Source organism: Actinomadura kijaniata NBRC 14229 (assembly GCF_001552175.1).
In the GTDB taxonomy this organism is placed as follows: Bacteria; Actinomycetota; Actinomycetes; order Streptosporangiales; family Streptosporangiaceae; genus Spirillospora; species Spirillospora kijaniata.
The window spans coordinates 20,481-41,012 of the sequence record NZ_BCQR01000082.1 but is presented as its reverse complement, the minus strand read 5'-3'; the positions used below and the strand labels follow the sequence as shown (position 1 = coordinate 41,012).

Genomic DNA, 20,532 nt, shown 5'->3' with positions numbered 1-20,532 from the left:
CCGAAACATCAGACCTTTACGGTGACGGCGGCTGACAACGGATCCCGCACCCGAGGGGTGACGCCGTGGCCGTTCATGGTCCGGACATCGGACGCCACTACGAGGACTTCCAGGTCGGCGACGTCTACCAGCACCCGTTCGGCCGCACGGTCACCGAGGCCGACAACACCTGGTTCACGCTGCTGACGCTCAACACCAACCAGAACCACTTCAACGCCGACTTCGCCGCCCGCGCCCCCTACGGCCGCGTCATCGTCAACTCCGGGCTGACGGTGGCGCTGGTGCTGGGCCTGTCGGTCATCGACATGAGCCAGACCGCGCTGCTCAACCTGGGCTGGACCGACATCCGGCTCACCCACCCGGTGTTCGTCGGCGACACCGTCTACGCCGAGTCCCTGGTCACCGCCACGCGCGAGTCGCGGTCCCGCCCCTACGCCGGGATCGTCACCTGCCGCACGCGCGGCCTCAACCAGGACGGCGACGAGGTCGTCTCCTGGGAGCGCACCGTCATGGTCTACAAACGCGACGCCCCGCACGACAAGGGCTACTTCCCGCAGGCCAGGACCGGCCCCATGGAACTGCCGTGAGGATCGCCTACGGCCCGTGGGGCGAGACGCTGGACGAGCTGGTCGCGGCCGGGCGGGCCGCCGAGGACGCCGGCGCCGAGGCGCTGTGGGTGCCCGAGCTGCACCGCAGCGCCACCGTCACGGCCGCCGCGCTGGCCGCCGCGACCACCACCGCCCGGGTGGGGACGGCGGTCGCCCTGGCGTTCACCCGCAGCCCGATGGTGACCGCGCTGGAGGCCATGGACCTGGACGAGCTGTCGGGCGGCCGGTTCACGCTGGGCCTCGGCAGCGGCGTGCGGCGGCTCAACGAGGACTGGCACAACGCCCGCTGGGGGAACCCGGTCGCGCACCTGCGCGAGACCGTCGCCGCCGTCCGGCACGTCGTCGCCCACGCCGCCGACGGCGACCCCATGATCCTGGAGGGCGAGCACGAGCCGCTGCGCGTGCGCGGCTTCCGCCGCCCGTACCCGCCCGCCCGCCGCGCGGTCCCGGTCCACCTGGCGGGCCTCGGCCCGGCGATGACCGCGCTGGCCGGGGAGGTCGGCGACGGCTGGATCTCCCACGAGCTGTGCTCGCCCGCCTGGCTGCGCGACCGCGCCGGGCCCGCCCTCGCCACCGGCCTGGCCCGCGCCGGACGCGACCGCGCCGACCTGGAGGTGGTCGTCTCCGCCGTCTGCTCGATCGACGACGACCCCGCCGAGGCGCGCCGCCGCGCCGCCGGGCCCGTCGGGTTCTACGCCTCGGTGCGCACCTACGCCGGCTTCTTCGCCTTCCACGGCCTCGCCGGCGCGCAGCGCCGGGTGGCCGGGGCGTTCCGCGCCGGGGCCGGGGCCGACCACCTGGCGGACGCGGTGCCCGACGCGATGGTGGACGCCTTCACCCTGACCGGCGACCCCGGCCGGGTCCGGGACCGCCTGCGCGCCTACGCGGGCCTCGCCGACACCGTGAAGCTCACCCCGCCCACCCACGGCCTCGCCCCGGCGGAGATCCGCCGGGCCCAGGCCCGCGTCATCGACCTCATCCGGGAGCTGACATGAGACCCCTGCAGGACGTGCGGGTCATCGCGCTGGAGCAGTACGGGGCGGGCCCGTTCGGGTCGCTGCACCTGGCCGACCTCGGCGCCGAGATCATCAAGATCGAGGACCCGCGCACCGGCGGCGACGTGGGACGCCACGTCCCCCCGTACGCCGAGGACGGGGACTCGCTGTTCTTCGAGGCGTTCAACCGCAACAAGCGGTCGCTTTCGCTGGACCTGTCGGTCCCGGCGGGCCGCGCGGTGTTCGAGGACCTGGTCCGCGCCGGCGACGCCGTCTACTCCAACCTGCGCGGCGACGTCCCCGCCAGGCTCGCCATCACCTACGACGACCTCAAGCACCTCAACCCGGCGATCGTGTGCTGCTCGCTGACGGGCTTCGGGATGACCGGGCCGCGCAGCGCGCACCCCGGCTACGACTACGTCCTCCAGGGCCTGGCCGGGTGGATGGACCTCACCGGCGAGCCCGGCGGTCCGCCCGCCAAGTCGGGCCTGTCGCTGGTCGACTACTCCGGCGGGCTGGTCGCCGCGCTGGCGCTGATGGCCGGGCTGCACGCCGCGCGCCGCGACGGCGCGGGCATGGACTGCGACGTGTCGCTGTTCGACACCGCGATCGCGATGCTGACCTATCCGGGCGTCTGGCACCTCAACGCGGGCTTCACCCCGGCGCGGACCCGGCACTCGGCGCACCCGTCGCTGGTGCCGTTCCAGGCGTTCCGGGCCAAGGACGGCTGGCTGGTGGTCGGCTGCGCCAAGGAGAAGTTCTGGCGGCGGCTCACCGCCGCGATCGAACGCCCCGAGCTGGCGGCCGATCCGCGCTTCGCGACCTTCGCCGACCGGCGGCGCAACGCCGCCGACCTGCTGCCCCTGCTGGAGGAGGTCTTCGCGGCCCGCACCGTCGCCGGATGGCTCGCCCCCCTCCAGGCCGCGTCGGTCCCCTGCGGCCCCGTCAACGACGTCGCGCGGGCGCTGACCGACGACCACACCCTCGCCCGCGACCTGATCGTGGAGACCGAGCACCCCCGCTACGGCACCGTCCGCAACCTCGCCTCCCCGGTCCGCGTCGGCACCGGACGCCCCGCCCACCGCCGCGCCCCGCGCCGCGGCGAGGACTTCGACCACATCGTGCGGGACGTCCTCGGCTACCCCGGCGCCCGCGTCGACGAGCTGACCGCCGCGGGCGCGTTCGGGACGCCCGCATGACCGCGATCGCCGAGACCCTCACCTCCTGGGCCCTCTCCCTCCGCCCCGGCGACGTCCCGGACGCGGTCCGGAGCGCGGCGGCCCGGCACCTGCTCGACGGGCTGGGCTGCGCCGTCGCCGCGAGCCGCGCCCGCGCCGCCGGGCCCGCCGTGGACGTCGCCCGCTCGCTGGGCGGCGGGCGGCCCGAGGCGAGCGTGCTCGGCCTGCCCGGCGAACGGCTGTCGCGCCCGGCGGCGGCGCTGGCCAACGGCGTGCTCGTGCACGCCCTCGACTTCGACGACACCCACACGCGCGGCCTCGTGCACGCCACCGCCCCCGTCCTGCCCGTGGTGCTCGCCGAGGCCGAACACGCCGGGCACGGCGGCGAGGAGACGATCACCGCCCTCGTCGTCGGGCTGGAGACCGTCTGCCGTCTCGCGGCGGCGGCGCCCCACGCCTTCCACGCGCGCGGCCTGCACGCCACCGCCGTCTGCGGCGTCCTCGCCGCCGCGCTCGTCGCGGCGCGCCTGCGCGGCCTCACCGCCGACCAGGCCGTCAACGCCCTCGGCATCGCCGGGAGCCGGGCGGGCGGCCTGCTGGAGTTCCTCGGCACCGGGGCCTCCACCAAGCGGCTCCACCCCGGCTTCGCCGCCCACGACGGCATGGTCGCCGCCGCGCTGGCCGCCGCCGGGATGACCGGCCCCGCCACGGTCCTGGAGGGCGAACGCGGCCTCTACCGCGCCCTCGCCGCCCGCGCGCCCGACCGGGACGAGCTGCTCGGCGGCCTCGGCGGACGCTGGGAGACCACGCGGATCACCGTCAAGCCCTACCCGGCCTGCCAGCTCCTGCACGCCCAGCTCGACGCGGCCCGCGCCCTCCCGCCCGGCGACCATGTGGAGATCGTCGCCGAGGTCCACCCGGACGCCGCCGCGATCGTGTGCGGGCCGGGCGGGCGGCGTCCGCGCAACTCCTACGACGCCCGGTTCAGCCTGCCGTGGAGCCTGGCGGCGATGCTGACCGACGGCGAGGTCACCCTCGCCACCTACGACCGGATCGACCGCCCCGAGGTCCTGGCCCTGGCCGCGCGCGTCCGCACCGAGACCGTCGCGTTCGGCGGGGCCGCCGCCGACCAGCCCGGCCGGGTCCGCGCCCGCACCGCCTCCGGCGAGTGGGTCACCGCGCACGTGCCGCGCAGCCGCGGCGGCCCGGGCGACCCCGACCTCGACGCCACCGTCCGCGCCAAGGCCCTGGCCAACCTCGGACCGGGGGCCGAACCGGTCGCCGACCTCGCCCTCACCCTGGCGGACCTGCCGTCCACGGCCCCCCTCATGACCGCATTGGAGAGCCATGCCCCGTGACACCGCGCGGCCGCCCGCCGTCGCCGGAACCGCCGAACAGGCCTACGCCGGAGCCGTCGCCTCGCTCGCGGCCGCCGGGCTGGGCCCCGCCGACACCGTGCACGTGGTGGAGTACGCCACCGCCGCCGCGCTGGCCGACTACCCCCGGGTGGAGCGGGCCCGCGCCGCGGCGCTGGGCGACCACCGCGTCCCGGTCGCGACCGTCCCCGTCGAGGCGCTGCCCGGCCCCGGCCCCGGCGCCGAGCTCGCCGTCGAGCCGACCGCGTTCCCCGGCGGCGGCGACCTGGTGACCGCCCACCCCGACCGGGGCCTGCACCGCGGCGCCCTGCGCGTCGCCGACGGGATCGTCCACCTGCCCAGCGTCCACCCGCACGACGGCGACGGCCCCGTCCACGAGGGCGACTTCCGCGCCCAGTACCGCTACTGCCTGGAACGCGTCGGCGACCTCCTCGAGGCCGCCGGGCTGGGCCTGGACGCCGTGGTGCGGACCACCGACCACACCGCCGGGGCCACCCGCGCCGAATACCCGCGCTGCGGCCGCCCGCGCGCCGAGCTGCTCGGCGGGACCGGCGCCGACGGCAGGCCCGTGCACCCGGGCGCGGCGGGCATCCTCACGGACCACCCGGTGGTGCCCGGCGCGATGGTCTCCCTCACCGCCGTCGCCTCCACCGCGCCGCTCCGCGCCGTCAACCCCGGCTGGCGCCGCTACGACACCCTCACCTACAAACCGGGCGTCCTCGCGGGCCGCACGCTGTTCATGTCGGGGTTCGCCGCCCTGGAGCCCGCCACCCAGAAGGCGGTCTTCGACGGCGACCTGCTCGCCCAGGCCGAGTTCACCTACGCCTCCGTCACGGCCGTGCTGCGCGAGGCCGGTCTCGACGGAACGGCCGTCACCCACCTGGTCGAGTACATCACCCCCGGTGCCGCCGCCGACCACGACCGGCTCACCGGCCTGCGCCGCGCGCACTTCGGCGACGCCCCCGCCCTCACCTCGGTGGTCTGCTCGGCGCTGCTGCGCCCCGAGTTCCTCATCGAGGTCGTGCCCACGGCGGTGGTCGCGTGACCGCCCTGCTCACCGAGGAGATCAGGGCGCTGGTCGGCCGCGAGGTCTCCTACACCGCGCCGGAGGAGCTCGGCCGCGCCTCGATCCGCTACTTCGCCCTCGCGGTCGGCGACGACAACCCGCTCTACACCGACGAGACCCACGCCCGCGCGCACGGGTACGCCTCGGTCGTCGCCCCGCCCACACTGGTCTGCGAGACCAACCAGTACGCCGGGCTGCCCCGCGACGACGACGGCTACGCCGGGCACACCTGGCGGCTGGACATCCCCGGGACGCGCCTGGTGCGCGGCGGCAACCACTACACCTTCCACCGGCCCGTGCTGCCCACCGACGTCATCACCGTGACCTGGCGGATCGACGACGTCACCGAACGGACCGGGGCCCGCCCCCTGCTGATCGTCACCTCCACCGCCCGCTACACCGACGCGCGCGGCGAACCCCTGGCGACCAACACCGAGACCCTCGTCTACGTCGCCCTGGCGGAGAAGACATGACCATCGCACCCGGCACGGCCGTCCCCCCGCTGGAACGCCGCATCGACCTGCCCGACATGATCGCCTACGCGGGCGCGACCTGGGACTGGCACCGCCTGCACTACGACCCCGCCTACCTGGCGGCCAGGGACCTGCCCGGCCCCGTCGTGGACGGGCAGGTGTTCGGCGCGCTGCTGGCCGAGCAGCTCCAGGACTGGCTGGGCCCGCGCGCCCGCGTCCGGACCCTGCGCTTCCGCTTCGCGAGCATGGTGTTCGCGGGCGAGACCGTGCGCTGCACCGGCGAGGTCACCGCCGTCCGGGACGGCCTGGTCACCGTCGAGCAGCGCGTCGAGGTCGCCGGGGACGGCCGGACCGCCGTCGCCCCGGCGGGCGCGACCGTGGAGACCGGCCCATGACCGCCGCGATCGCCGGGGCGGCCGAGTCCGACCTCGGCGTCACCGGGAAGTCGGTCCTCGCCCTCCAGTCCCAGGCCGTCACCCGAGCGCTGGCCGACGCCGGGCTCACCCTGCGCGACGTGGACGGCCTGGCCACCGCCGGGGTGTCCCGTTTCCCGGCCGCCCAGGTCGCCGACTACCTGGGCCTGCGGCCCGCCTGGACGGACTCGACGTCCGCGGGCGGGTCGGCGTTCGAGATGTACGTGGCGCGCGCCGCGCAGGCCATCGACGCCGGGCAGTGCTCCACGGTCGTCATCTCCTACGGGTCGAACCAGCGTTCGGCGCGGTCGCGCTCGCTGGGCGGCGCGGTGGAGCCCCACGTCCCGGAGGCGCAGTTCGAGGCGCCCTACGGGCCGCTGTACCCGATCTCGTACTACGCCATGGCCGCGCAACGCTACCTGCACGCCTACGGCGCCGAACGCGAACACCTCGCCGAGGTCGCGGTCGCCGCCCGCGAATGGGCGCTGCGCAACCCCGCGGCGTACCGCTACGGCGCGGGCCCGCTCACCGTGGACGCGGTACTGGGCGCGCCCATGGTCTCCTCGCCGCTCACCGCCGCCGACTGCTGCCTGGTCACCGACGGCGGCGGCGCGGTCGTGCTGACCTCCCTGGACCGCGCCCGCGACCTGCCCCGGCCCCCGGTCGTGGTGCTCGGCTACGGCGAGTCCACCACCCACACCTCCATGACGGGCGACGACGACCTGCTGCGTCCCGGCTCGTTCGCGTCGGGGCGGCGGGCGTTCGCGATGGCGGGGCTGCGGCCCGCCGACGTGGACGTGGCGCAGCTGTACGACTCGTTCACCATCACGGTCCTGCTCACCCTCGAAGGGCTGGGGTTCTGCGGGCGGGGCGAGGCGGCCGCGTTCGTCGGGGACGGCCGGACCCGTCCCGGCGGCGCGTTCCCGCTCAACACCTCCGGCGGCGGCCTGTCCTACAACCACCCCGGCCAGTTCGGGGTGCTGCTGCTGGTGGAGGCCGTCCGGCAGCTACGCGGCGAGTGCGGCGACCGGCAGGTCCAGGGCGCCGAGACCGCCCTCGCCCACGGCACCGGCGGCGTCTTCTCCACCCACGCCACCGTCCTGCTGGGAGCCGACCGATGAACGAGGAGATCCCCGTCGACGGGGTGACCCGCCCCTGGTGGGAGGCCACCCGCGAGCGGCGCCTCACCGTCCAGCGCTGCCTGGAGTGCGGCCACCGCCAGCACTACCCCCGCGCGCTGTGCACCGGCTGCGGCGGCACCGCGCTCGACTTCACCGACGTCTCCGGACGCGGCACCGTCGACTCCTTCACCGTCGTCCACCGCGCCCCGCGCCCCGGCCTGGAGACGCCCTACGTGGTGGCGCGCGTCCGCCTCGCCGAGGGGCCGATCCTGCTGACCCGCCTCGTTGGCGCCGACCCGTCCGCCTGGACGTGCGACGAACCCGTCCGCGTCGCCTGGCGTCCCCTGCCCGACGGCCGCCACCTTCCCGTCTTCGCCAAGGAGTGATCCGGTGGACTTCACGCTCGACGACGACCAGCGCCTGTTCCGCGACACCCTGCGCGCGTTCGCCGACCGGGAGATCCGGCCCGTCGCCCGGGAGTGGGAGGCCTCCGGCCGCTACCCGGCCGAGATCGTCGAGGGGATGCGGAGGCTCGGGCTGTTCGGGCTGACCGTGCCCGAGGAGTACGGCGGGCTGGCCGTCGACATGGTGTCGTTCGCGCTCGTCTTCGAGGAGATCTCCAGGGCGTGGATGGGGATCGCCGGGATCCTCGGCAGCCACTCGCTGGCCTGCCGGATGATCGCCGACCACGGCACCGCTGACCAGCGGCGGCGCCACCTGCCCGACCTGGCGACCGGCGCGCGCCGCACCGGCGTCGCCCTCACCGAGCCCTCCGCCGGCACCGACCTCCAGGGCATCGGGACCGTGGCCCGCCGCGACGGCGACCACTACGTGGTCACCGGCCGCAAGACCTGGATCACCAACGCCCGCCACGCCGACCCGCTGCCCGTCCTGGTCAAGACCGACCCGGCGGCGACCCCCGCCCACCGGGGCATGTCGGTCCTGCTCGTCGACGCCGCCGCCCCGGGCTTCCAGGTGCTGCGCGACCTGCCCAAGCTCGGCTACAAGGGCACCGAGTCCTGCGAGGTCGTCCTGGACGAGGTCCGCGTCCCGGCCGCCGACCTGCTCGGCGGCGTGGAGGGCCGGGGCATGCAGCAGGTCCTGTCGGGGCTGGAGACCGGACGCCTCAACGTCGCCGCCCGCTCCCTCGGCATCGCCCAGGCCGCCTACGACGAGGCGCTGGCCTACGCCGCCCGGCGCGAGGCGTTCGGCCGTCCGATCCACGACTTCCAGGCCGTGCAGCTCAAGCTCGCCGACATGGCCATCAAGGTCCAGGCCGCCCGGCTGCTGGTCTACTGGGCGGCCTCCCAGGCCGACGCGGGCCGGCGCGTGGACATGGAGGCGGGGATGGCCAAGACGTTCGCCTCGGAGGCGGCCGTCGACTGCTCCCTGGCGGCCATGCAGATCCACGGCGGCCACGGCTACTCCACCGAGTTCGTGGTGGAGCGCCTGTACCGGGACGCCCCGCTGATGAGCATCGGCGAGGGCACCAACGACATCATGCGCGTCGTCATCGCCCGCGCGCTCACCTCCGGCCGGGCGGTGATCGGATGAGGTCGGCCCTGTACGTCCCCGGCGACGCCCCGGGCAAGCTCGCCACCGCGCCGCGCCGCGACGCCGACGAGCTGATCGTCGATCTGGAGGACGCCGTCCCCCTCGCCGCCAAGGCCGCCGCCCGCCGGACCGTCGCCGACTGGCTGGCGACCCGTCCGCGCGGCCCCCGCGTGTGGGTGCGCGTCAACCCCGGCGAGCGGGGACACGACGACGTCCGTGCCGTCGCCCTGCCGGGCCTCACCGGGGTGTGCGTCGCCAAGGCCGAGACCGTCGGGGAGCTGGCCGCGCTGGACGCCCTGCTCACCGGCCTGGAGAGGGAACGGGGCCTGCGCCGCCTCGGCGTCGTGCCGCTGCTGGAGTCGGCCGCCGCGGTCCTCGACGCCCCCGCGCTGGCCCGCGCCCCCCGCGTGGTCCGCCTCCAGCTCGGCGAGGCCGACCTGCGCGCCGACCTCGGCGTCGAACCCGGTCCCGACGAGCGCGAGCTGCTGTACGCCCGCTCCCGGATCGTGCTGGCCAGCGCCGCCGCCCGCATCGAACCGCCGATCGCCCCCGTCAGCACCGACGTCCGCGACCTGGCCGCCCTGCGCGACTCGACCCGGGCCCTCAAACGCCTGGGCTTCCGCGGCCGCGCCTGCGTCCACCCGGCCCAGCTCCCCGTCGTCAACGAGGTCTTCACCCCCACCCCCGACGAGCTGGCGCGCGCCCGCGACCTGCTGGCCCGCCACGAGGCGGCGACGGCCGGCGGCACCGGCGTCTGCCTGGACGACGACGGCCGGCTGGTGGACGAGGCGGTCGTCCGCTCAGCGCGCCGCCTGCTCGCGGACTGACACGGCCTCGGCCGGCCGCGTCCGCTCGGCCCACCGCGCCAGCGGCACCACCGGCGCGGCGCACGCCGCGAACACCAGCGCCAGCACCACCCACCCCACCGCCGCCAGCCCGCCGACCAGGGCCGTGACGACCGCGGGGGCGAACGTCATCACCACGCCGGTCAGCGCCGCGTTCAGGCCCTGGTACTCGCCCTTGCGGTCCTCGCGCATCAGCTCCATCGACAACTGCCACTGGCCCGCCGTGAACAGCAGCTCCCCGGCCACGTGCACCACCACCGCCGCCAGCACGACGGCCGCGCCCAGCCACGGCGCGCCGACCAGCACCAGGCAGCTCGCCGCCAGCAGCCCGCCCGCCCACGTCGCGGCCCGCGCGCCCTGGGAGACGGTCCGCACGCGCACGCTGACGGGGGTCTGGAGCACCGCGATGAACACCGCGCTGATCACCACGGCCACGGCCGCCACGGCGGGCGGCGCGTCGGTGTGCTCCGACACCCACAGCGGCACCCCCGCCGACAGCATCGCCCAGCACAGGGTCAGCCCCGCCACCGGCGCCATCACCGCGATGTAGGGCAGGTCGCGGACCGCTTCGCCGCGCAGCCCCGCCCACCGTGCGGAACGTTCCACGGTCGGGGCCTCGGGCACGCCCCGCAGCGTGCAGGCGGCGACCACGAACGTGACGGCGTTGAACGCGATGGCGGTCGCGTAGGCCCAGTGCTCGTCGATCGTCAGCACCACCGCCCCGCCCGCCGCGCCGAGCGCGTTGGTGGCGTGCACGACCGCCCGGTTCAGCGCCAGCACCCGCACCCGCTCCCCGCCCTCGAACAGGCCGGCGACCAGCGCGCCCTGCACGCCCATCCCGACGATCTGCGCGCCGTCGAACAGCGCGGCCGCCACCACCAGGCTCGGCAGGTCCCGTACCAGCAGGAACGCCAGCGCCGCCCCGCCCCGCACCAGGTACAGCACGACCAGCACGCGCCGCGCCCCGTACCGGTCGGCGACCGCGCCCACCGGCACCGCCAGCGCCAGCCCGACCGCCCCCGCCACGAGCAGCGCCAGCCCGGCCCGGCCCGGCGGAATGCCCAGGTCGCGGGTGAGGTAGAGCGCCCAGACGGTGAACCAGACACCACCGCCCAGCCCATTGATCCCGCTGCCCAGCAGCAACCGCCGCACGACTCGCCTGCTGTCATTATTCATGCAACAATGAAGTATGAATGACGCTCGTGTTGTCAAGGGGGAGCGGATACTGGGCGTGGTCGCCGACCCGCTGCGCTTCGCCGTTCTGCGCCTGCTGGCACGGGAACGGGAACTGCCCGCCGGGGCCATGGCCGACCGCCTCGCCGTGAGCGCGTCCCGGCTGGCCAACCATCTGGCCGTGCTGCGCGACGCCGGGCTCGTCGCCTCCCGCCGCTCCGGCCGCGTCGCCGTCTACCGGCTGACCGCCCCCGACCGCACCGCCGCGTTCGTGCGCGCCCTGGACGCCCTGGCCGGGGAGGAGGAACGCGACCCGGAGCCGACCGCGTTCGCCCGCGCCCGCCTGTGCTACGACCATCTCGCCGGGGAGCTGGGCGTCCTGCTCTACCGCCGTCTCGTCGCGGCCCGCGCCCTCGTCCCCGGCGACGGTCCCGAGGCGCCCCTCACCTCCGGGCCCGCCCTGGCGGCCGAACTGGAGCGCCTCGGCGTCACCCCGCCCGACCTCGGCCGCCGCCACCTGGCGGTCGGCTGCCTGGACTCGACCGCCGGAACGCCCCACCTCGGCGGCGCGCTCGGCGCGGCGATCCTGCGTTCCCTCAGCGAACGCGGCCTGCTGCGGCCCGGCCCCCACGAGCGCCTCCTGACCGAGGCCCCGGACGCCGAGGCCCTGCTGACCGGCCGGTAGCGCGGAGCTAACCGGCCGATGGCGCGGGCAGGGCGGACAGGGCGGTCTCCAGGGACACCACCTCGGCGTACTTGGCCTGGAGGTCGAACAGGCTCGCCTCGTGCGGGCGGGGGTCGCGGTCCCCGCACGCCTCGCGCACCACCACCGGGACGAACCCGTGCTGCACCGCGTCCACCGCGCTCGCCCGCACGCACCCGCTGGTGGACAGCCCGCACAGCAGCACGGTGTCCACCCGCATCGCCGTCAGCGTCGCCGCCAGGCCCGTGCCGAAGAACGCGCTGGCGTACTGCTTGACCACCACGGTCTCGTCGGGCGCGGGGGAGGGGTCGGCGGGGAAGCCGCCCCACGGGCTGCCCCGGTCGAAGCAGCGCAGCGCCGGGACCTTCCGGTAGAACAGCCCGCCGTCGCGCCCGCCCGGCCCGTACTCCACCCGCGTGAACACCACCGGCACCCCGCGTCCGCGCGCCGCCGCCACCAGCCGCGCCGCCGCCGCGACCGCGTCCTCCACCCCCGCGTACAGCGGCGACCCCCGGTCCAGGTAGGCGCGGACCACGTCGACGACCAGCACGGCGGGACGCTCCCCGAACGGCAGCCTCCCGCCGAACCCGGCCGCCCGGTAGTCGGCCTCCAGCGGGTCCATCAGATCGTGCCGTTCCCGACCAGCGCGGCGATCTCGGACGCGGCCAGGCCGAGCAGCCCGCCGTACACCTCCGCGTTGTGCCGCCCCAGCTCCGGACCCGGCGAACGCACCCGCCCCGGGGTCTCCGACAGCCGGGGGAACACGTTCTGCATGGGGAAGTCCCCGAACTCCGGGTGCGCGAGCCGCACGATCGCCTCCCGCGCCCGGAAGTGCGGGTCGTCCAGCATGTCCCGGGCGCGGTAGATCAGCCCGGCCGGGACGCCGTTGTCGTGCAGCAGCCTCAGCAGCGGACCCGACTCCCAGCCGGACGTCCACGCGGCGATCAGGTCGTCCAGGGCGTCGGCGTTCTCTCCGCGCGCGCCGTGGGTGGCGTACCGCTCGTCGTCGGCGAGTTCGGGACGGCCCATCAGCCCGGCCAGCCGCCGCCAGATCGTGTCGCGGTTGGCGGCGATGAGGACCGGGCCGTCGGCGGTGGGGTAGACGTTGCTGGGCGCGACGTTCGGCAGCACCGACCCGGTGCGCTCCCGCTGATAGCCCGCGATGTCCCACTCGGGCACCAGGGACTCCATCATCGCCAGCACCGCCTCGTACAGCGCCGAGTCCACGACCTGCCCGCGCCCGGTGCGGCGCCGGGCGTGCAGCGCCACCAGCGTGCCGAGCGCCGCGAACGTCCCGGCCAGCTCGTCGCCCAGCGAGATGCCCGTCCGCGACGGCGGGCGGTCGGGGTCCCCGGTGACGTACCGGATGCCGCCCATCGCCTCGCCGACCGACCCGAACCCGGCGCGCGGCGCGTACGGCCCGTCCTGCCCGTACCCGGTGACCCGCGTGACGACCAGCCCCGGGTTGTCGGCCCACAGCGCCTCGGGGGACAGGCCCCAGCGCTCCAGGGTCCCGGGCCGGAAGTTCTCCACCAGCACGTCCGCCTCGGCGATGAGCCGCCGCGCGAGCGCCTGCCCTTCGGCCGCGCGCAGGTCGAGGGTCACCGACTTCTTGTTGCGGGCCAGGATCGGCCACCACAGCGACCGGCCGTGCGGCTTCTCCCGCCCCCACTCGCGCATCGGGTCGCCCGCGCCCGGCGGCTCGACCTTGATGACCTCGGCGCCGAAGTCGCCGAGCAGCTGGCCGCAGAACGGCCCGGCGAGCAGCTGTCCCATCTCCACCACGCGCAGGTCGCCCAGGGGGGTCTCGGTCATGTCGGCTCCTCGTCGGTGCGGACGCGTTCGATCAGATGGTCGGCGGCGGCGCGGATGTGCGAGCGCATCACCGCCTCGGCCCAGACGGGGTCGCCCGCGCGCAGCGCGGCGACCAGCTCGCGGTGGTGGTGCATGCTGCGGTCCAGCGCGGCGGCGTCGTAGCGGCGGAACGTGTCCAGCACCAGCGGCGCGTGCACCACCGACGTCAGCATGGCGGGCAGCCGCCCGTTGCCCGACAGCGCGATCACCCGGCCGTGGAAGCGGTCGTTCAGCTCCGCCACCCGCCGGAAGTCGCCCTCGGCGGCCGCGGCCTCCATCGCCTCGCAGCACGCGGCGAGCTCGTCCAGGGCGTCGGCGGGCACGCCGCGCCGGGCCGCCCGCGCCGCCGCGTACGGCTCCAGCAGCCCCCGCAGCTCGAAGATCTCCGCCAGGTCGGCGGCGGTCCACCGCACCACCCGCGCGCCCCGGTGGGGGAGCACCTCGACCAGGCCGTCGGCGTCGAGCCGCTGCAACGCCTCCCGCACCGGCGTGCGCGACAGCCCCAGCGTCCCGGCCAGCTCGGCCTCGCCCAGCCGGGACCCGGCGGCGACGTCCCCCGACAGGATCATGCGGCGCAGCTCCGCGTACGCGACATCGGCGGCCCGAGGCACGAGTCTTCCTCCCGACACTGGATTGCATGCAATCTAGGACATAGTCTCCCGGTGTTACAAGGATTGCCCATCACATGGAGGAGAATTGCATACAACGATCGTCGAAGTCGGCCCCCGGGACGGCCTGCAGAACGAGGCCCGCGTCCTGCCCGCCGACGTGAAGATCGAGCTGATCGAGCGCAGCGTCGCCGCCGGGATCACCCGGATCGAGGCCGTCGGCTTCGCCCACCCCGCACGCGTCCCCCGGCTGGCCGACGCCGAACAGGTCATGGCCGGGGTCCCGCGCCCGGGCGGCGTCTCCTACATCGGCCTGGTCCTCAACCGCCGCGGCCTCGACCGCGCCCTGGCCGCCGCCGTGGACGAGGTCAACGCGGTCGTCGTCGCCACCGACACCTTCTGCGTCCGCAACCAGGGCGTCACGACCGACGCCGCCATGGACGCGTTCGAGGGCATCGCCGGGGCCGCCGCCGACGCGGGCGTGCGCTGCGGGATCACGATCGCCGCCGCGTTCGGCTGCCCGTTCGAGGGCGAGACCCCGCCCGCGCGCGTCGCCGGGCTGGCCCGCCGCGCCCACGCCGCCGGAGCGCGGGAGATCGCCCTGGCCGACACCATCGGGGTCGGCGTTCCGGGGCAGGTCCGCGACCTGACCCGCCGGGTCCGCGCCGCGGCCCCCGGCGTCCCGCTGCGGTTCCACTTCCACAACACCCGCAACACCGGCTACGCCAACGCGCTGGCCGCCGTCGCCGAGGGGGTCACCGTCCTGGACGCCGGCACCGGCGGGTTCGGCGGCTGCCCGTTCGCGCCCGCCGCCACCGGCAACATCGCCACCGAGGACCTCCTCTACGCCCTCCACCGCGAGGGCGTCACCACCGGCGTCGACCCGGAGGCCGTCGCCGCCACCGGCGCCTGGCTCGGCGGCCACCTCGGCAAACCCGCCCCCGCCCTCCTCGGCCGCGCCGGAACCTTCCCGCCCCCGCCTGACCGCCGCTGAACCGGAACATCCGGTCCAGTCCGCTCACCCACAGTGTCGGTGAAGACCTCATGGTCGCCCGGCGGCACCGTGGCGCTCCACACGCGGCCGTTCCACTGGACCGCCAGGCGGTGCCCTCGCCGTCCCGTCGGCCCCGGTCGCCGCGGAACAGGGCCCGCTGGTTTTCCGAGGGGAGCGGACGGGCCTTCGGTGTCCCGGTGGTCCGGTGCCGCGCGTGGGCGCCGGACCGGGGAGACTTACCGTGTACGGACAGCGTGTGTCGGAAGGAAGATCCATGACCCTGCGGGCCGACGCCGACGATCCGGCCGAGCGGCCCCGTGTTCCGCTGAGCCGGAGACGGGTGCTGCGCGCCGCCGTGGAACTCGCCGACCGCGACGGCCTCGACTCGCTCACCATGCGCCGGCTCGCGCAGGAGGTCGGGGTGGAGGCGATGTCGCTGTACCACCACGTCGCTAACAAGGAGGCCGTTCTCGACGGCGTCGTCGAGGTGGTCCTCGAAGAGGTCATGGCGGCGGTGGACGCGGTCGAGGCCCCGCCCCCGGAACAGGACTGGCGGGCGGCGCTGCGCGCGCGGATCCTCGCCGCCCGGGAGGTGTTCCTGCGCCACCGCTGGGCCTCACGGGTGCTCGAAACCCGCACCGACACGAGCCCGGCCGTCATCGCCTACTACGACCACGTCGTCGCCGTCCTCCGGGCGGGCGGATTCACCTTCGACCTGGCCCATCGCGCGCTGCACGTCCTGGGCAGCCGCGCCCTCGGATTCACCCAGGAGCTGTTCCGGCCCGACGGCGCGCGGTCCGCGGACGCCGAGGCCGCCGCGATGATGGAGCGGATGGCCGACCGGTTCCCGAACATCGTCGGGATGCTGGCGGACGCCGTCCACGACGATCCCGAAGGCACCCTCGGCTTCTGCGACGACCAGTTCGAGTTCGAGTTCGCGCTCGACCTGATCCTCGAAGGGCTGGAACGCCGCCGCGCCGCCGGCTCCTGACCCCTGCCGGGCGCGACTGAACGCGCCGACGTTCCGTCACCCTCGGGTGCCGGCCGGGTCCGTTTCCGCCACCACCCTTGACTCTCTTACGCCGTAAGTTAGTCTTACGGCGTAAGACAACCTTACGGCGTACGACAGGAACTCGGCCGAGAGCGGCCGAGGACACCGGCCCGGGAGATCGGCACCGGGTCACGGCCCCCCACCGAAGGGAAGACGCCATGAAGGCCTGGAACTGGGACCGCTACGGCCCGCCCGACGTGCTGACCCTCAAGGACGTCGAGGAACCCGACATCGCCCGGGACGAGGTGCTGGTCCGGGTGCGGGCGGCCTCCGTCAACCCCTACGACTGGCGCCACCTGCGGGCCCATCCGAAGCTGGTGCGGCTGAGCATCGGCCTGCGGCGGCCGAGACCGGGCCTGGTGCCCGGCGCCGACCTCGCCGGAGTCGTCGAACGGGTGGGCGACGAGGTGACCGGGCTGCGTCCCGGCGACGAGGTCTTCGGGGAGGTCCGGCTGGGCTCGTTCGCCGAGGCCGTCGCCGTCCCGCACGACAGGCTGGCCCTCAAACCCGCCCCCCTCACCTTCGAGCAGGCGGCGTCGGTGCCGATGGCCGCGCACACCGCGCTCCAGGGACTGCGGGACGCCGGGAGGATCGCCGCCGGGCAGCGGGTCCTCGTCAACGGGGCCTCCGGCGGCATCGGCACGTTCGCCGTCCAGCTAGCCAAGGCGTTCGGAGCCGAGGTCACCGGTGTGTGCAGCACCCGCAACGTCGCCCTGGTCCGCTCGCTGGGCGCGGACGACGTCGTGGACTACACCCGGGAGGACTTCACCGAGCGGGAGGAGCGGTACGACCTGCTCATGGACATCGTGGGCGACCGGTCACTGGCGGAGCTGCGCCGCCCCCTGACCCCACGCGGGACGCTCGTGATCGTGGGCGGCATCGCCTCGGCCCGCGGCGGGCTGCTGGGCCCGGCGGCGCAGATGCTCCGCGGGGCGCTGGCCTCCCCCTTCGTCAGCCAGCGCATCGCCGCCGTCCGCTGGAAGCCCAACTCCGCGGACCTGCGCCTCCTGGCCGACCTCATGGAGGAGGAACGGCTCGCCCCCGTCATCGACCGGACCTACCCGTTCGCCGAGATCCCCGAGGCACTGCGCTACATCGAACGGGGCCACGCCCGCGGCAAGGTCGCCATCACCCTCTGACCGCCCGCCTTCGAAGGACGGGGGCGGCACGCGAGCCTGCCGTCAGGCTTCGCGGCGGGACTCCTCGCCGGTGCCGTCGCCGCCGGGCACCGGCGCGGTCTTGACCACGCACTCGCCCCCGTGGGCGCCGTGGAATCCGGCCACCCCCTCCAGGTCCAGAACGCGCCGGTAGTTGGGGCACCGCGTGAAGTCCTCGGCCGTGCACCGCATGGCATGCTCGATCAGCGCCTTGGAGGCCGCGATCTCCCGCAGGCGGCGCTCCAGCTCCTCGTGGTGCCGCCGGAGCAGCTCCTGGCGGCCCTCCCTGCCGGAGGCGTCGAGCATCTCGCGGATCTGCTCCAGGCTCATCCCCGCCGACTTGCCGCGCAGGATCGTCAGGACGCGGACGGCGTGGTCGCGGGTGTAGCGGCGGCGGCCGTTCACCCGGTCCGCGGGCACCAGCAGGCCCATGGCCTCCCAGTGGCGCAGGACGTGCGGCGCCAGACCGAACCGCGCGGCGAGCTCCCCGATCCGGAGCGAGTCACTTGACTTCATGTTGACATTAACTTGCAGACTTGCCTCCACGTCAAGCGAGATCGTTCGTGGAGGCAGACATGTTCGACGCCGTCATCATCGGCGCGGGGCCGGCCGGGATGGCCGCCGCGCTGACCCTGGGGCGGGTCCACCGCCCGGTGCTCGTGGTCGACGCCGGGGAGGGACGCAACGCTCCGGCCGGGGCGGTGCACAACTTCCTCACCCGCGACGGCACACCGCCCGCCGAGCTGCGCGGGCTCGGCCGCGAGGAACTGGCCGCCTACCCGGCGGTCGAGGTGCGGGCCGGAACGGTCACCGGCGCGCGGACCCTGGAACAGGGCGGATTCCACCTGCGCCTGTCCGACGGGGACGAGGTCAGCGCCCGGCGCGTCCTGCTGGCCACGGGGCTGGCCGACGACCTGCCCGGCCCGCGCGGGGTGGAGGAGCTGTGGGGCCGTTCCGCCTTCCACTGCCCCTACTGCCACGGCTACGAATGCACCGGCCGGCGGGTCGCGGTGCTCGGCGCGGAACCGGCCCGGATACGGCTGGCGCTCCAACTGAGCCGCTTCGCCGCCGAAGTCGTCCTGTGCACCGACGGCGAACCGCTGGACCCCGGATCGCGGGAGACGCTGACCGCCAACGGCGTGGCGGTGCGTTGCGAGGCCGTCGCCCGCCTGGAGGGGACCGGCGGCGACCTGGAGCACATCGTGTTCGAAAGCGGACCGCCGCTGGCCGGGGACGCGGTGTTCGTCGTCAACGTCCCGCGCCAGAGTTCCGGCCTGGCCGCGAGCCTGGGCTGCGCGCACTTCGCCGACGGGTGCGTGGAGGTGGACGAGTTCGGCCGGACGAGCGTCCCGGGCGTCTACGCCGCGGGCGACATGGCACGGCGGACCGGCATGCCGGTGCCGATGGCCGCGGTCATCGCCGCCGCGGCGAGCGGCACCGTGGCCGCGGCGGCCCTCGACCAGGACCTGCTGGGCGCCGACTTCGGCCTGCCCGACCCGTTCGCGCGAGTGAGGAGCTGAGCATGGCGTCCGAGAACCCCGCCCCCCGGCCGGGCAACGTGCCGCTCGCGACGGCGGGCCTGCTGCTGGGCATGCTGCTGTCGGTCCTGGACCAGACGGTGGTCGCCATCGCCCTGCCCGACATCGCCGCCGACCTGGGCGGCATGGACGGGATCGGCTGGACCGTCACCTCCTACGTGCTGGCCTCGACCGCGACCGGCGCGCTCTACGGGCGCGTCAGCGACCGGTTCGGCCGCGGCGCGGTCTTCGTCGCCGCGGTCGCCGTCTTCGTCACCGGATCGGCGCTGTGCGGCCTGGCCCAGACGATGCCCCAGCTGATCGCCGCCAGGACGCTGCAGGGCGTCGGCGCCGGCGCGCTGTTCGTGATCCCCACGATCGCGCTGTCGGAGCTGTACCCGCGGCGCCTGCGCAGCAGGGTCCAGGGCTTCACCGGCGGCGTCTTCGCGCTGGCCAGCGTGGGCGGCCCGCTCGCAGGAGGAGCGATCACCGACGCCTGGGGCTGGCGCTGGATCTTCTACGTCAACCTGCCCCTCGGCCTGCTGAGCATGGCCCTCACCGCGTTCGCGCTCCGGTTGCCCCGGCCGGGCGGGAACGGCCGGGTGGACGTGGCCGGAGCCGTCCTGATCGCGGGCGCGACGGTGAGCCTGCTGCTGGTGGCCGAATGGGGCGGCCGCACGTACGCGTGGACGTCCGGCGTGATCCTCGCGCTGGCCGGGACGGTGGCGGTGCTGACGGCGCTGTTCGTCCGGCGGGAACGGCGCGCGGCCGACCCGCTGCTCCCGCTGCGGCTGTTCGCCCATCCCACGCTGCGCGTCGTCCTGCCCGCCACCGCGCTGCTCGGCGCGCTGCTGGGCGGATCGATCCTCTACCTGCCCACCTACCTCCAGGTCGCCTACGGCATGGGCGCCACCCGGGCGGGGCTGGCCCTCAACCCCTACGTCCTGGTGTTCATGGTCGTCTCCTCGCTGGCCGGCGCCCGCATCGGCGCGAGCGGCCGGTTCCGGCCCTCCCTGGTCGCGGGCGCGGCGATCGCGGTGCTGGGGTTCGCGCTGCTGAGCCGGGTCACGTCCGGCACCCCCTATCCCGTCTTCGCCGTAGAGATCGCCGTGCTGGGCCTCGCCTTCGGGCTGCTGACGCAGAACCTGGTGGTCGTCGCGCAGAACGCGGTCGGCCCCGCGGACCTGGCCGCCACCACCTCGGCGGCGCTGTCGGTGCGGGGCCTGGGGCTCTCGCTCGGCGTGGCCGTCTTCGGCACCCTCCTCACCCGGGAACTCCACGGCCACGCCCCGAGCCCGGAGGCGACCGTCGAGGCGATCCCCGACGTGCTGTTCTGGGGTGCGCCGGCCGCCGCCGTCCTGGTGGCCCTGATGGCGTTGCTCCCCCGGGCCGTCGACCGCCCCGCGGCGGGGGAGACGGCACCGCGGATGGCTGACACGCCGTCCTGAACCGGAGAAGGCCGGAGCGCCGCGACCACCGTCGCGGCGCTCCGGCGGACCCCCGATCGAGGATCGGCTGTTTCAACCGTCCGCAGTGCGGAACACCAGCACACCGCGAACCAGTGCGAACTTCGCATGGCGCTCGGCGGTCATGCGAACGCCCCGGCTGGAGGTGTGAACGATTCTTGTGGTCTTCCTCGGTCCCTTGGTGGCCTTCGCCGTACTGCTGCTGATGCAGAAACTCGAGTCGACCCTGCTCCCTCGAGAACCCGCATCCGCCCCTCCGCCCCGGCCGCCCCTGCACCGCGGCGACGGAGACTTCGCCCCCGCCGCCCTCGACCCCGAGATCCGGCTCGTGATGGAACCCGCCAGGGCACCCGCCGAGGTGTGACGGCCCAGGCCGGCGA

Annotated in this window: 23 protein-coding genes; 18 read left to right on the top strand and 5 right to left on the bottom strand. The window is 75.3% G+C overall.

The annotated features are described in order from the left end of the window. The first annotated feature begins 65 nt into the window (after positions 1 to 65). Genes AKI01S_RS25350 through AKI01S_RS25300 form a run of 11 tightly spaced genes read left to right on the top strand, consistent with a single transcriptional unit; the run spans position 66 to position 9,611 of the window. Positions 66 to 587 carry a MaoC family dehydratase gene (locus AKI01S_RS25350; protein WP_067823008.1) on the top strand — a complete coding sequence of 174 codons (522 nt, stop codon included), beginning with the start codon at positions 66 to 68 and terminating at the stop codon, positions 585 to 587. Then, on the top strand, positions 584 to 1,603 hold the full coding sequence (locus tag AKI01S_RS25345; protein ID WP_067823006.1) for an LLM class flavin-dependent oxidoreductase: 1,020 nt from the start codon (positions 584 to 586) through the stop codon (positions 1,601 to 1,603). The genes AKI01S_RS25350 and AKI01S_RS25345 overlap by 4 nt, the downstream gene beginning before the upstream one ends. After that, complete coding sequence (locus AKI01S_RS25340; protein ID WP_067823003.1) at positions 1,600 to 2,802, top strand: CaiB/BaiF CoA transferase family protein; 1,203 nt, start codon at positions 1,600 to 1,602, stop codon at positions 2,800 to 2,802. Before AKI01S_RS25345 ends, AKI01S_RS25340 begins: the two co-directional genes overlap by 4 nt. Next, positions 2,799 to 4,139, top strand: coding sequence for an MmgE/PrpD family protein (locus AKI01S_RS25335; RefSeq protein ID WP_067823000.1), 1,341 nt, complete (start codon positions 2,799 to 2,801; stop codon positions 4,137 to 4,139). Before AKI01S_RS25340 ends, AKI01S_RS25335 begins: the two co-directional genes overlap by 4 nt. After that, positions 4,129 to 5,202, top strand: coding sequence for a RidA family protein (locus AKI01S_RS25330; RefSeq protein WP_084000223.1), 1,074 nt, complete (start codon positions 4,129 to 4,131; stop codon positions 5,200 to 5,202). The genes AKI01S_RS25335 and AKI01S_RS25330 overlap by 11 nt, the downstream gene beginning before the upstream one ends. Then, positions 5,199 to 5,696 carry an FAS1-like dehydratase domain-containing protein gene (locus AKI01S_RS25325; RefSeq protein ID WP_067822997.1) on the top strand — a complete coding sequence of 166 codons (498 nt, stop codon included), beginning with the start codon at positions 5,199 to 5,201 and terminating at the stop codon, positions 5,694 to 5,696. Before AKI01S_RS25330 ends, AKI01S_RS25325 begins: the two co-directional genes overlap by 4 nt. Further along, a complete protein-coding gene (locus tag AKI01S_RS25320; protein WP_067822994.1) occupies positions 5,693 to 6,091 on the top strand; it encodes a MaoC/PaaZ C-terminal domain-containing protein in 399 nt (132 codons plus the stop codon). Before AKI01S_RS25325 ends, AKI01S_RS25320 begins: the two co-directional genes overlap by 4 nt. Continuing rightward, positions 6,088 to 7,230, top strand: a complete 1,143-nt coding sequence (locus AKI01S_RS25315) for an acetyl-CoA acetyltransferase (protein WP_067822991.1) — start codon at positions 6,088 to 6,090, stop codon at positions 7,228 to 7,230. Before AKI01S_RS25320 ends, AKI01S_RS25315 begins: the two co-directional genes overlap by 4 nt. Beyond that, on the top strand, positions 7,227 to 7,616 hold the full coding sequence (locus AKI01S_RS25310) for a Zn-ribbon domain-containing OB-fold protein (RefSeq protein ID WP_067822988.1): 390 nt from the start codon (positions 7,227 to 7,229) through the stop codon (positions 7,614 to 7,616). Before AKI01S_RS25315 ends, AKI01S_RS25310 begins: the two co-directional genes overlap by 4 nt. Positions 7,617 to 7,620: 4 nt before the next feature. Beyond that, positions 7,621 to 8,784: an acyl-CoA dehydrogenase family protein gene (locus AKI01S_RS25305; RefSeq protein WP_067822985.1), complete on the top strand. Its 1,164-nt coding sequence runs from the start codon at positions 7,621 to 7,623 to the stop codon at positions 8,782 to 8,784. Next, positions 8,781 to 9,611, top strand: a complete 831-nt coding sequence (locus tag AKI01S_RS25300) for an HpcH/HpaI aldolase/citrate lyase family protein (protein ID WP_067822982.1) — start codon at positions 8,781 to 8,783, stop codon at positions 9,609 to 9,611. The genes AKI01S_RS25305 and AKI01S_RS25300 overlap by 4 nt, the downstream gene beginning before the upstream one ends. On the opposite strand, the gene AKI01S_RS25295 is transcribed toward AKI01S_RS25300, so the two are convergent. Next, positions 9,585 to 10,805, bottom strand: a complete 1,221-nt coding sequence (locus AKI01S_RS25295; protein ID WP_067822979.1) for an MFS transporter — start codon at positions 10,803 to 10,805, stop codon at positions 9,585 to 9,587. The genes AKI01S_RS25300 and AKI01S_RS25295 overlap by 27 nt on opposite strands. A gap of 13 nt (positions 10,806 to 10,818) precedes the next feature. Here AKI01S_RS25295 and AKI01S_RS25290 point away from each other — a divergent pair, with 13 nt between their 5' ends. Continuing rightward, positions 10,819 to 11,487: an ArsR/SmtB family transcription factor gene (locus tag AKI01S_RS25290; RefSeq protein ID WP_084000219.1), complete on the top strand. Its 669-nt coding sequence runs from the start codon at positions 10,819 to 10,821 to the stop codon at positions 11,485 to 11,487. A gap of 7 nt (positions 11,488 to 11,494) precedes the next feature. Here the strand turns inward: AKI01S_RS25290 and AKI01S_RS25285 are convergent, their stop codons facing one another. Genes AKI01S_RS25285 through AKI01S_RS25275 form a run of 3 tightly spaced genes read right to left on the bottom strand, consistent with a single transcriptional unit; the run spans position 11,495 to position 13,970 of the window. Then, positions 11,495 to 12,127, bottom strand: coding sequence for an isochorismatase family protein (locus AKI01S_RS25285; protein WP_067822974.1), 633 nt, complete (start codon positions 12,125 to 12,127; stop codon positions 11,495 to 11,497). Then, positions 12,127 to 13,320, bottom strand: a complete 1,194-nt coding sequence (locus tag AKI01S_RS25280; RefSeq protein ID WP_067822971.1) for a CaiB/BaiF CoA transferase family protein — start codon at positions 13,318 to 13,320, stop codon at positions 12,127 to 12,129. Before AKI01S_RS25280 ends, AKI01S_RS25285 begins: the two co-directional genes overlap by 1 nt. Further along, entirely contained in the window at positions 13,317 to 13,970 is a 654-nt protein-coding gene (locus AKI01S_RS25275) for a GntR family transcriptional regulator (RefSeq protein ID WP_067822968.1), read from the bottom strand. Before AKI01S_RS25275 ends, AKI01S_RS25280 begins: the two co-directional genes overlap by 4 nt. 85 nt (positions 13,971 to 14,055) lie before the next feature. On the opposite strand from AKI01S_RS25275, the gene AKI01S_RS25270 reads away from it, so the two are divergent. The 3 genes from AKI01S_RS25270 (at position 14,056) to AKI01S_RS25260 (ending at position 17,151) form a co-directional block, all read left to right on the top strand. Next, positions 14,056 to 14,961, top strand: coding sequence for a hydroxymethylglutaryl-CoA lyase (locus AKI01S_RS25270; RefSeq protein ID WP_157420131.1), 906 nt, complete (start codon positions 14,056 to 14,058; stop codon positions 14,959 to 14,961). 274 nt (positions 14,962 to 15,235) lie between these two features. Continuing rightward, on the top strand, positions 15,236 to 15,952 hold the full coding sequence (locus AKI01S_RS25265) for a TetR/AcrR family transcriptional regulator (RefSeq protein WP_067822962.1): 717 nt from the start codon (positions 15,236 to 15,238) through the stop codon (positions 15,950 to 15,952). Positions 15,953 to 16,170: 218 nt separating this feature from the next. Then, positions 16,171 to 17,151: an NAD(P)-dependent alcohol dehydrogenase gene (locus AKI01S_RS25260; RefSeq protein WP_067822958.1), complete on the top strand. Its 981-nt coding sequence runs from the start codon at positions 16,171 to 16,173 to the stop codon at positions 17,149 to 17,151. A 42-nt stretch (positions 17,152 to 17,193) separates the two neighbouring features. Here the strand turns inward: AKI01S_RS25260 and AKI01S_RS25255 are convergent, their stop codons facing one another. Then, complete coding sequence (locus AKI01S_RS25255; RefSeq protein ID WP_084000217.1) at positions 17,194 to 17,685, bottom strand: helix-turn-helix domain-containing protein; 492 nt, start codon at positions 17,683 to 17,685, stop codon at positions 17,194 to 17,196. Between the two features lie 59 nt (positions 17,686 to 17,744). On the opposite strand from AKI01S_RS25255, the gene AKI01S_RS25250 reads away from it, so the two are divergent. The 3 genes from AKI01S_RS25250 to AKI01S_RS25240 all read left to right on the top strand — a co-directional run bounded on the left by AKI01S_RS25250 (position 17,745) and on the right by AKI01S_RS25240 (position 20,516). Beyond that, positions 17,745 to 18,689, top strand: a complete 945-nt coding sequence (locus AKI01S_RS25250; protein WP_067822955.1) for an NAD(P)/FAD-dependent oxidoreductase — start codon at positions 17,745 to 17,747, stop codon at positions 18,687 to 18,689. 2 nt (positions 18,690 to 18,691) lie between these two features. Next, positions 18,692 to 20,134 carry a DHA2 family efflux MFS transporter permease subunit gene (locus tag AKI01S_RS25245; RefSeq protein WP_067822952.1) on the top strand — a complete coding sequence of 481 codons (1,443 nt, stop codon included), beginning with the start codon at positions 18,692 to 18,694 and terminating at the stop codon, positions 20,132 to 20,134. Positions 20,135 to 20,333: 199 nt separating this feature from the next. Beyond that, positions 20,334 to 20,516, top strand: coding sequence for a hypothetical protein (locus AKI01S_RS25240; protein ID WP_157420130.1), 183 nt, complete (start codon positions 20,334 to 20,336; stop codon positions 20,514 to 20,516). Positions 20,517 to 20,532 lie beyond the last annotated feature (16 nt).

Coding starts and splice junctions, on each gene's coding strand:
- AKI01S_RS25340 (WP_067823003.1), top strand. CDS start 1,600: ATGAGACCCCTGCAGGACGTGCGGGTCATCGCGCTGGAGCAGTACGGG.
- AKI01S_RS25335 (WP_067823000.1), top strand. CDS start 2,799: ATGACCGCGATCGCCGAGACCCTCACCTCCTGGGCCCTCTCCCTCCGC.
- AKI01S_RS25330 (WP_084000223.1), top strand. CDS start 4,129: ATGCCCCGTGACACCGCGCGGCCGCCCGCCGTCGCCGGAACCGCCGAA.
- AKI01S_RS25320 (WP_067822994.1), top strand. CDS start 5,693: ATGACCATCGCACCCGGCACGGCCGTCCCCCCGCTGGAACGCCGCATC.
- AKI01S_RS25315 (WP_067822991.1), top strand. CDS start 6,088: ATGACCGCCGCGATCGCCGGGGCGGCCGAGTCCGACCTCGGCGTCACC.
- AKI01S_RS25310 (WP_067822988.1), top strand. CDS start 7,227: ATGAACGAGGAGATCCCCGTCGACGGGGTGACCCGCCCCTGGTGGGAG.
- AKI01S_RS25300 (WP_067822982.1), top strand. CDS start 8,781: ATGAGGTCGGCCCTGTACGTCCCCGGCGACGCCCCGGGCAAGCTCGCC.
- AKI01S_RS25295 (WP_067822979.1), bottom strand. CDS start 10,805: ATGAATAATGACAGCAGGCGAGTCGTGCGGCGGTTGCTGCTGGGCAGC.
- AKI01S_RS25290 (WP_084000219.1), top strand. CDS start 10,819: ATGAATGACGCTCGTGTTGTCAAGGGGGAGCGGATACTGGGCGTGGTC.
- AKI01S_RS25285 (WP_067822974.1), bottom strand. CDS start 12,127: ATGGACCCGCTGGAGGCCGACTACCGGGCGGCCGGGTTCGGCGGGAGG.
- AKI01S_RS25280 (WP_067822971.1), bottom strand. CDS start 13,320: ATGACCGAGACCCCCCTGGGCGACCTGCGCGTGGTGGAGATGGGACAG.
- AKI01S_RS25265 (WP_067822962.1), top strand. CDS start 15,236: ATGACCCTGCGGGCCGACGCCGACGATCCGGCCGAGCGGCCCCGTGTT.
- AKI01S_RS25260 (WP_067822958.1), top strand. CDS start 16,171: ATGAAGGCCTGGAACTGGGACCGCTACGGCCCGCCCGACGTGCTGACC.
- AKI01S_RS25255 (WP_084000217.1), bottom strand. CDS start 17,685: ATGAAGTCAAGTGACTCGCTCCGGATCGGGGAGCTCGCCGCGCGGTTC.
- AKI01S_RS25250 (WP_067822955.1), top strand. CDS start 17,745: ATGTTCGACGCCGTCATCATCGGCGCGGGGCCGGCCGGGATGGCCGCC.
- AKI01S_RS25245 (WP_067822952.1), top strand. CDS start 18,692: ATGGCGTCCGAGAACCCCGCCCCCCGGCCGGGCAACGTGCCGCTCGCG.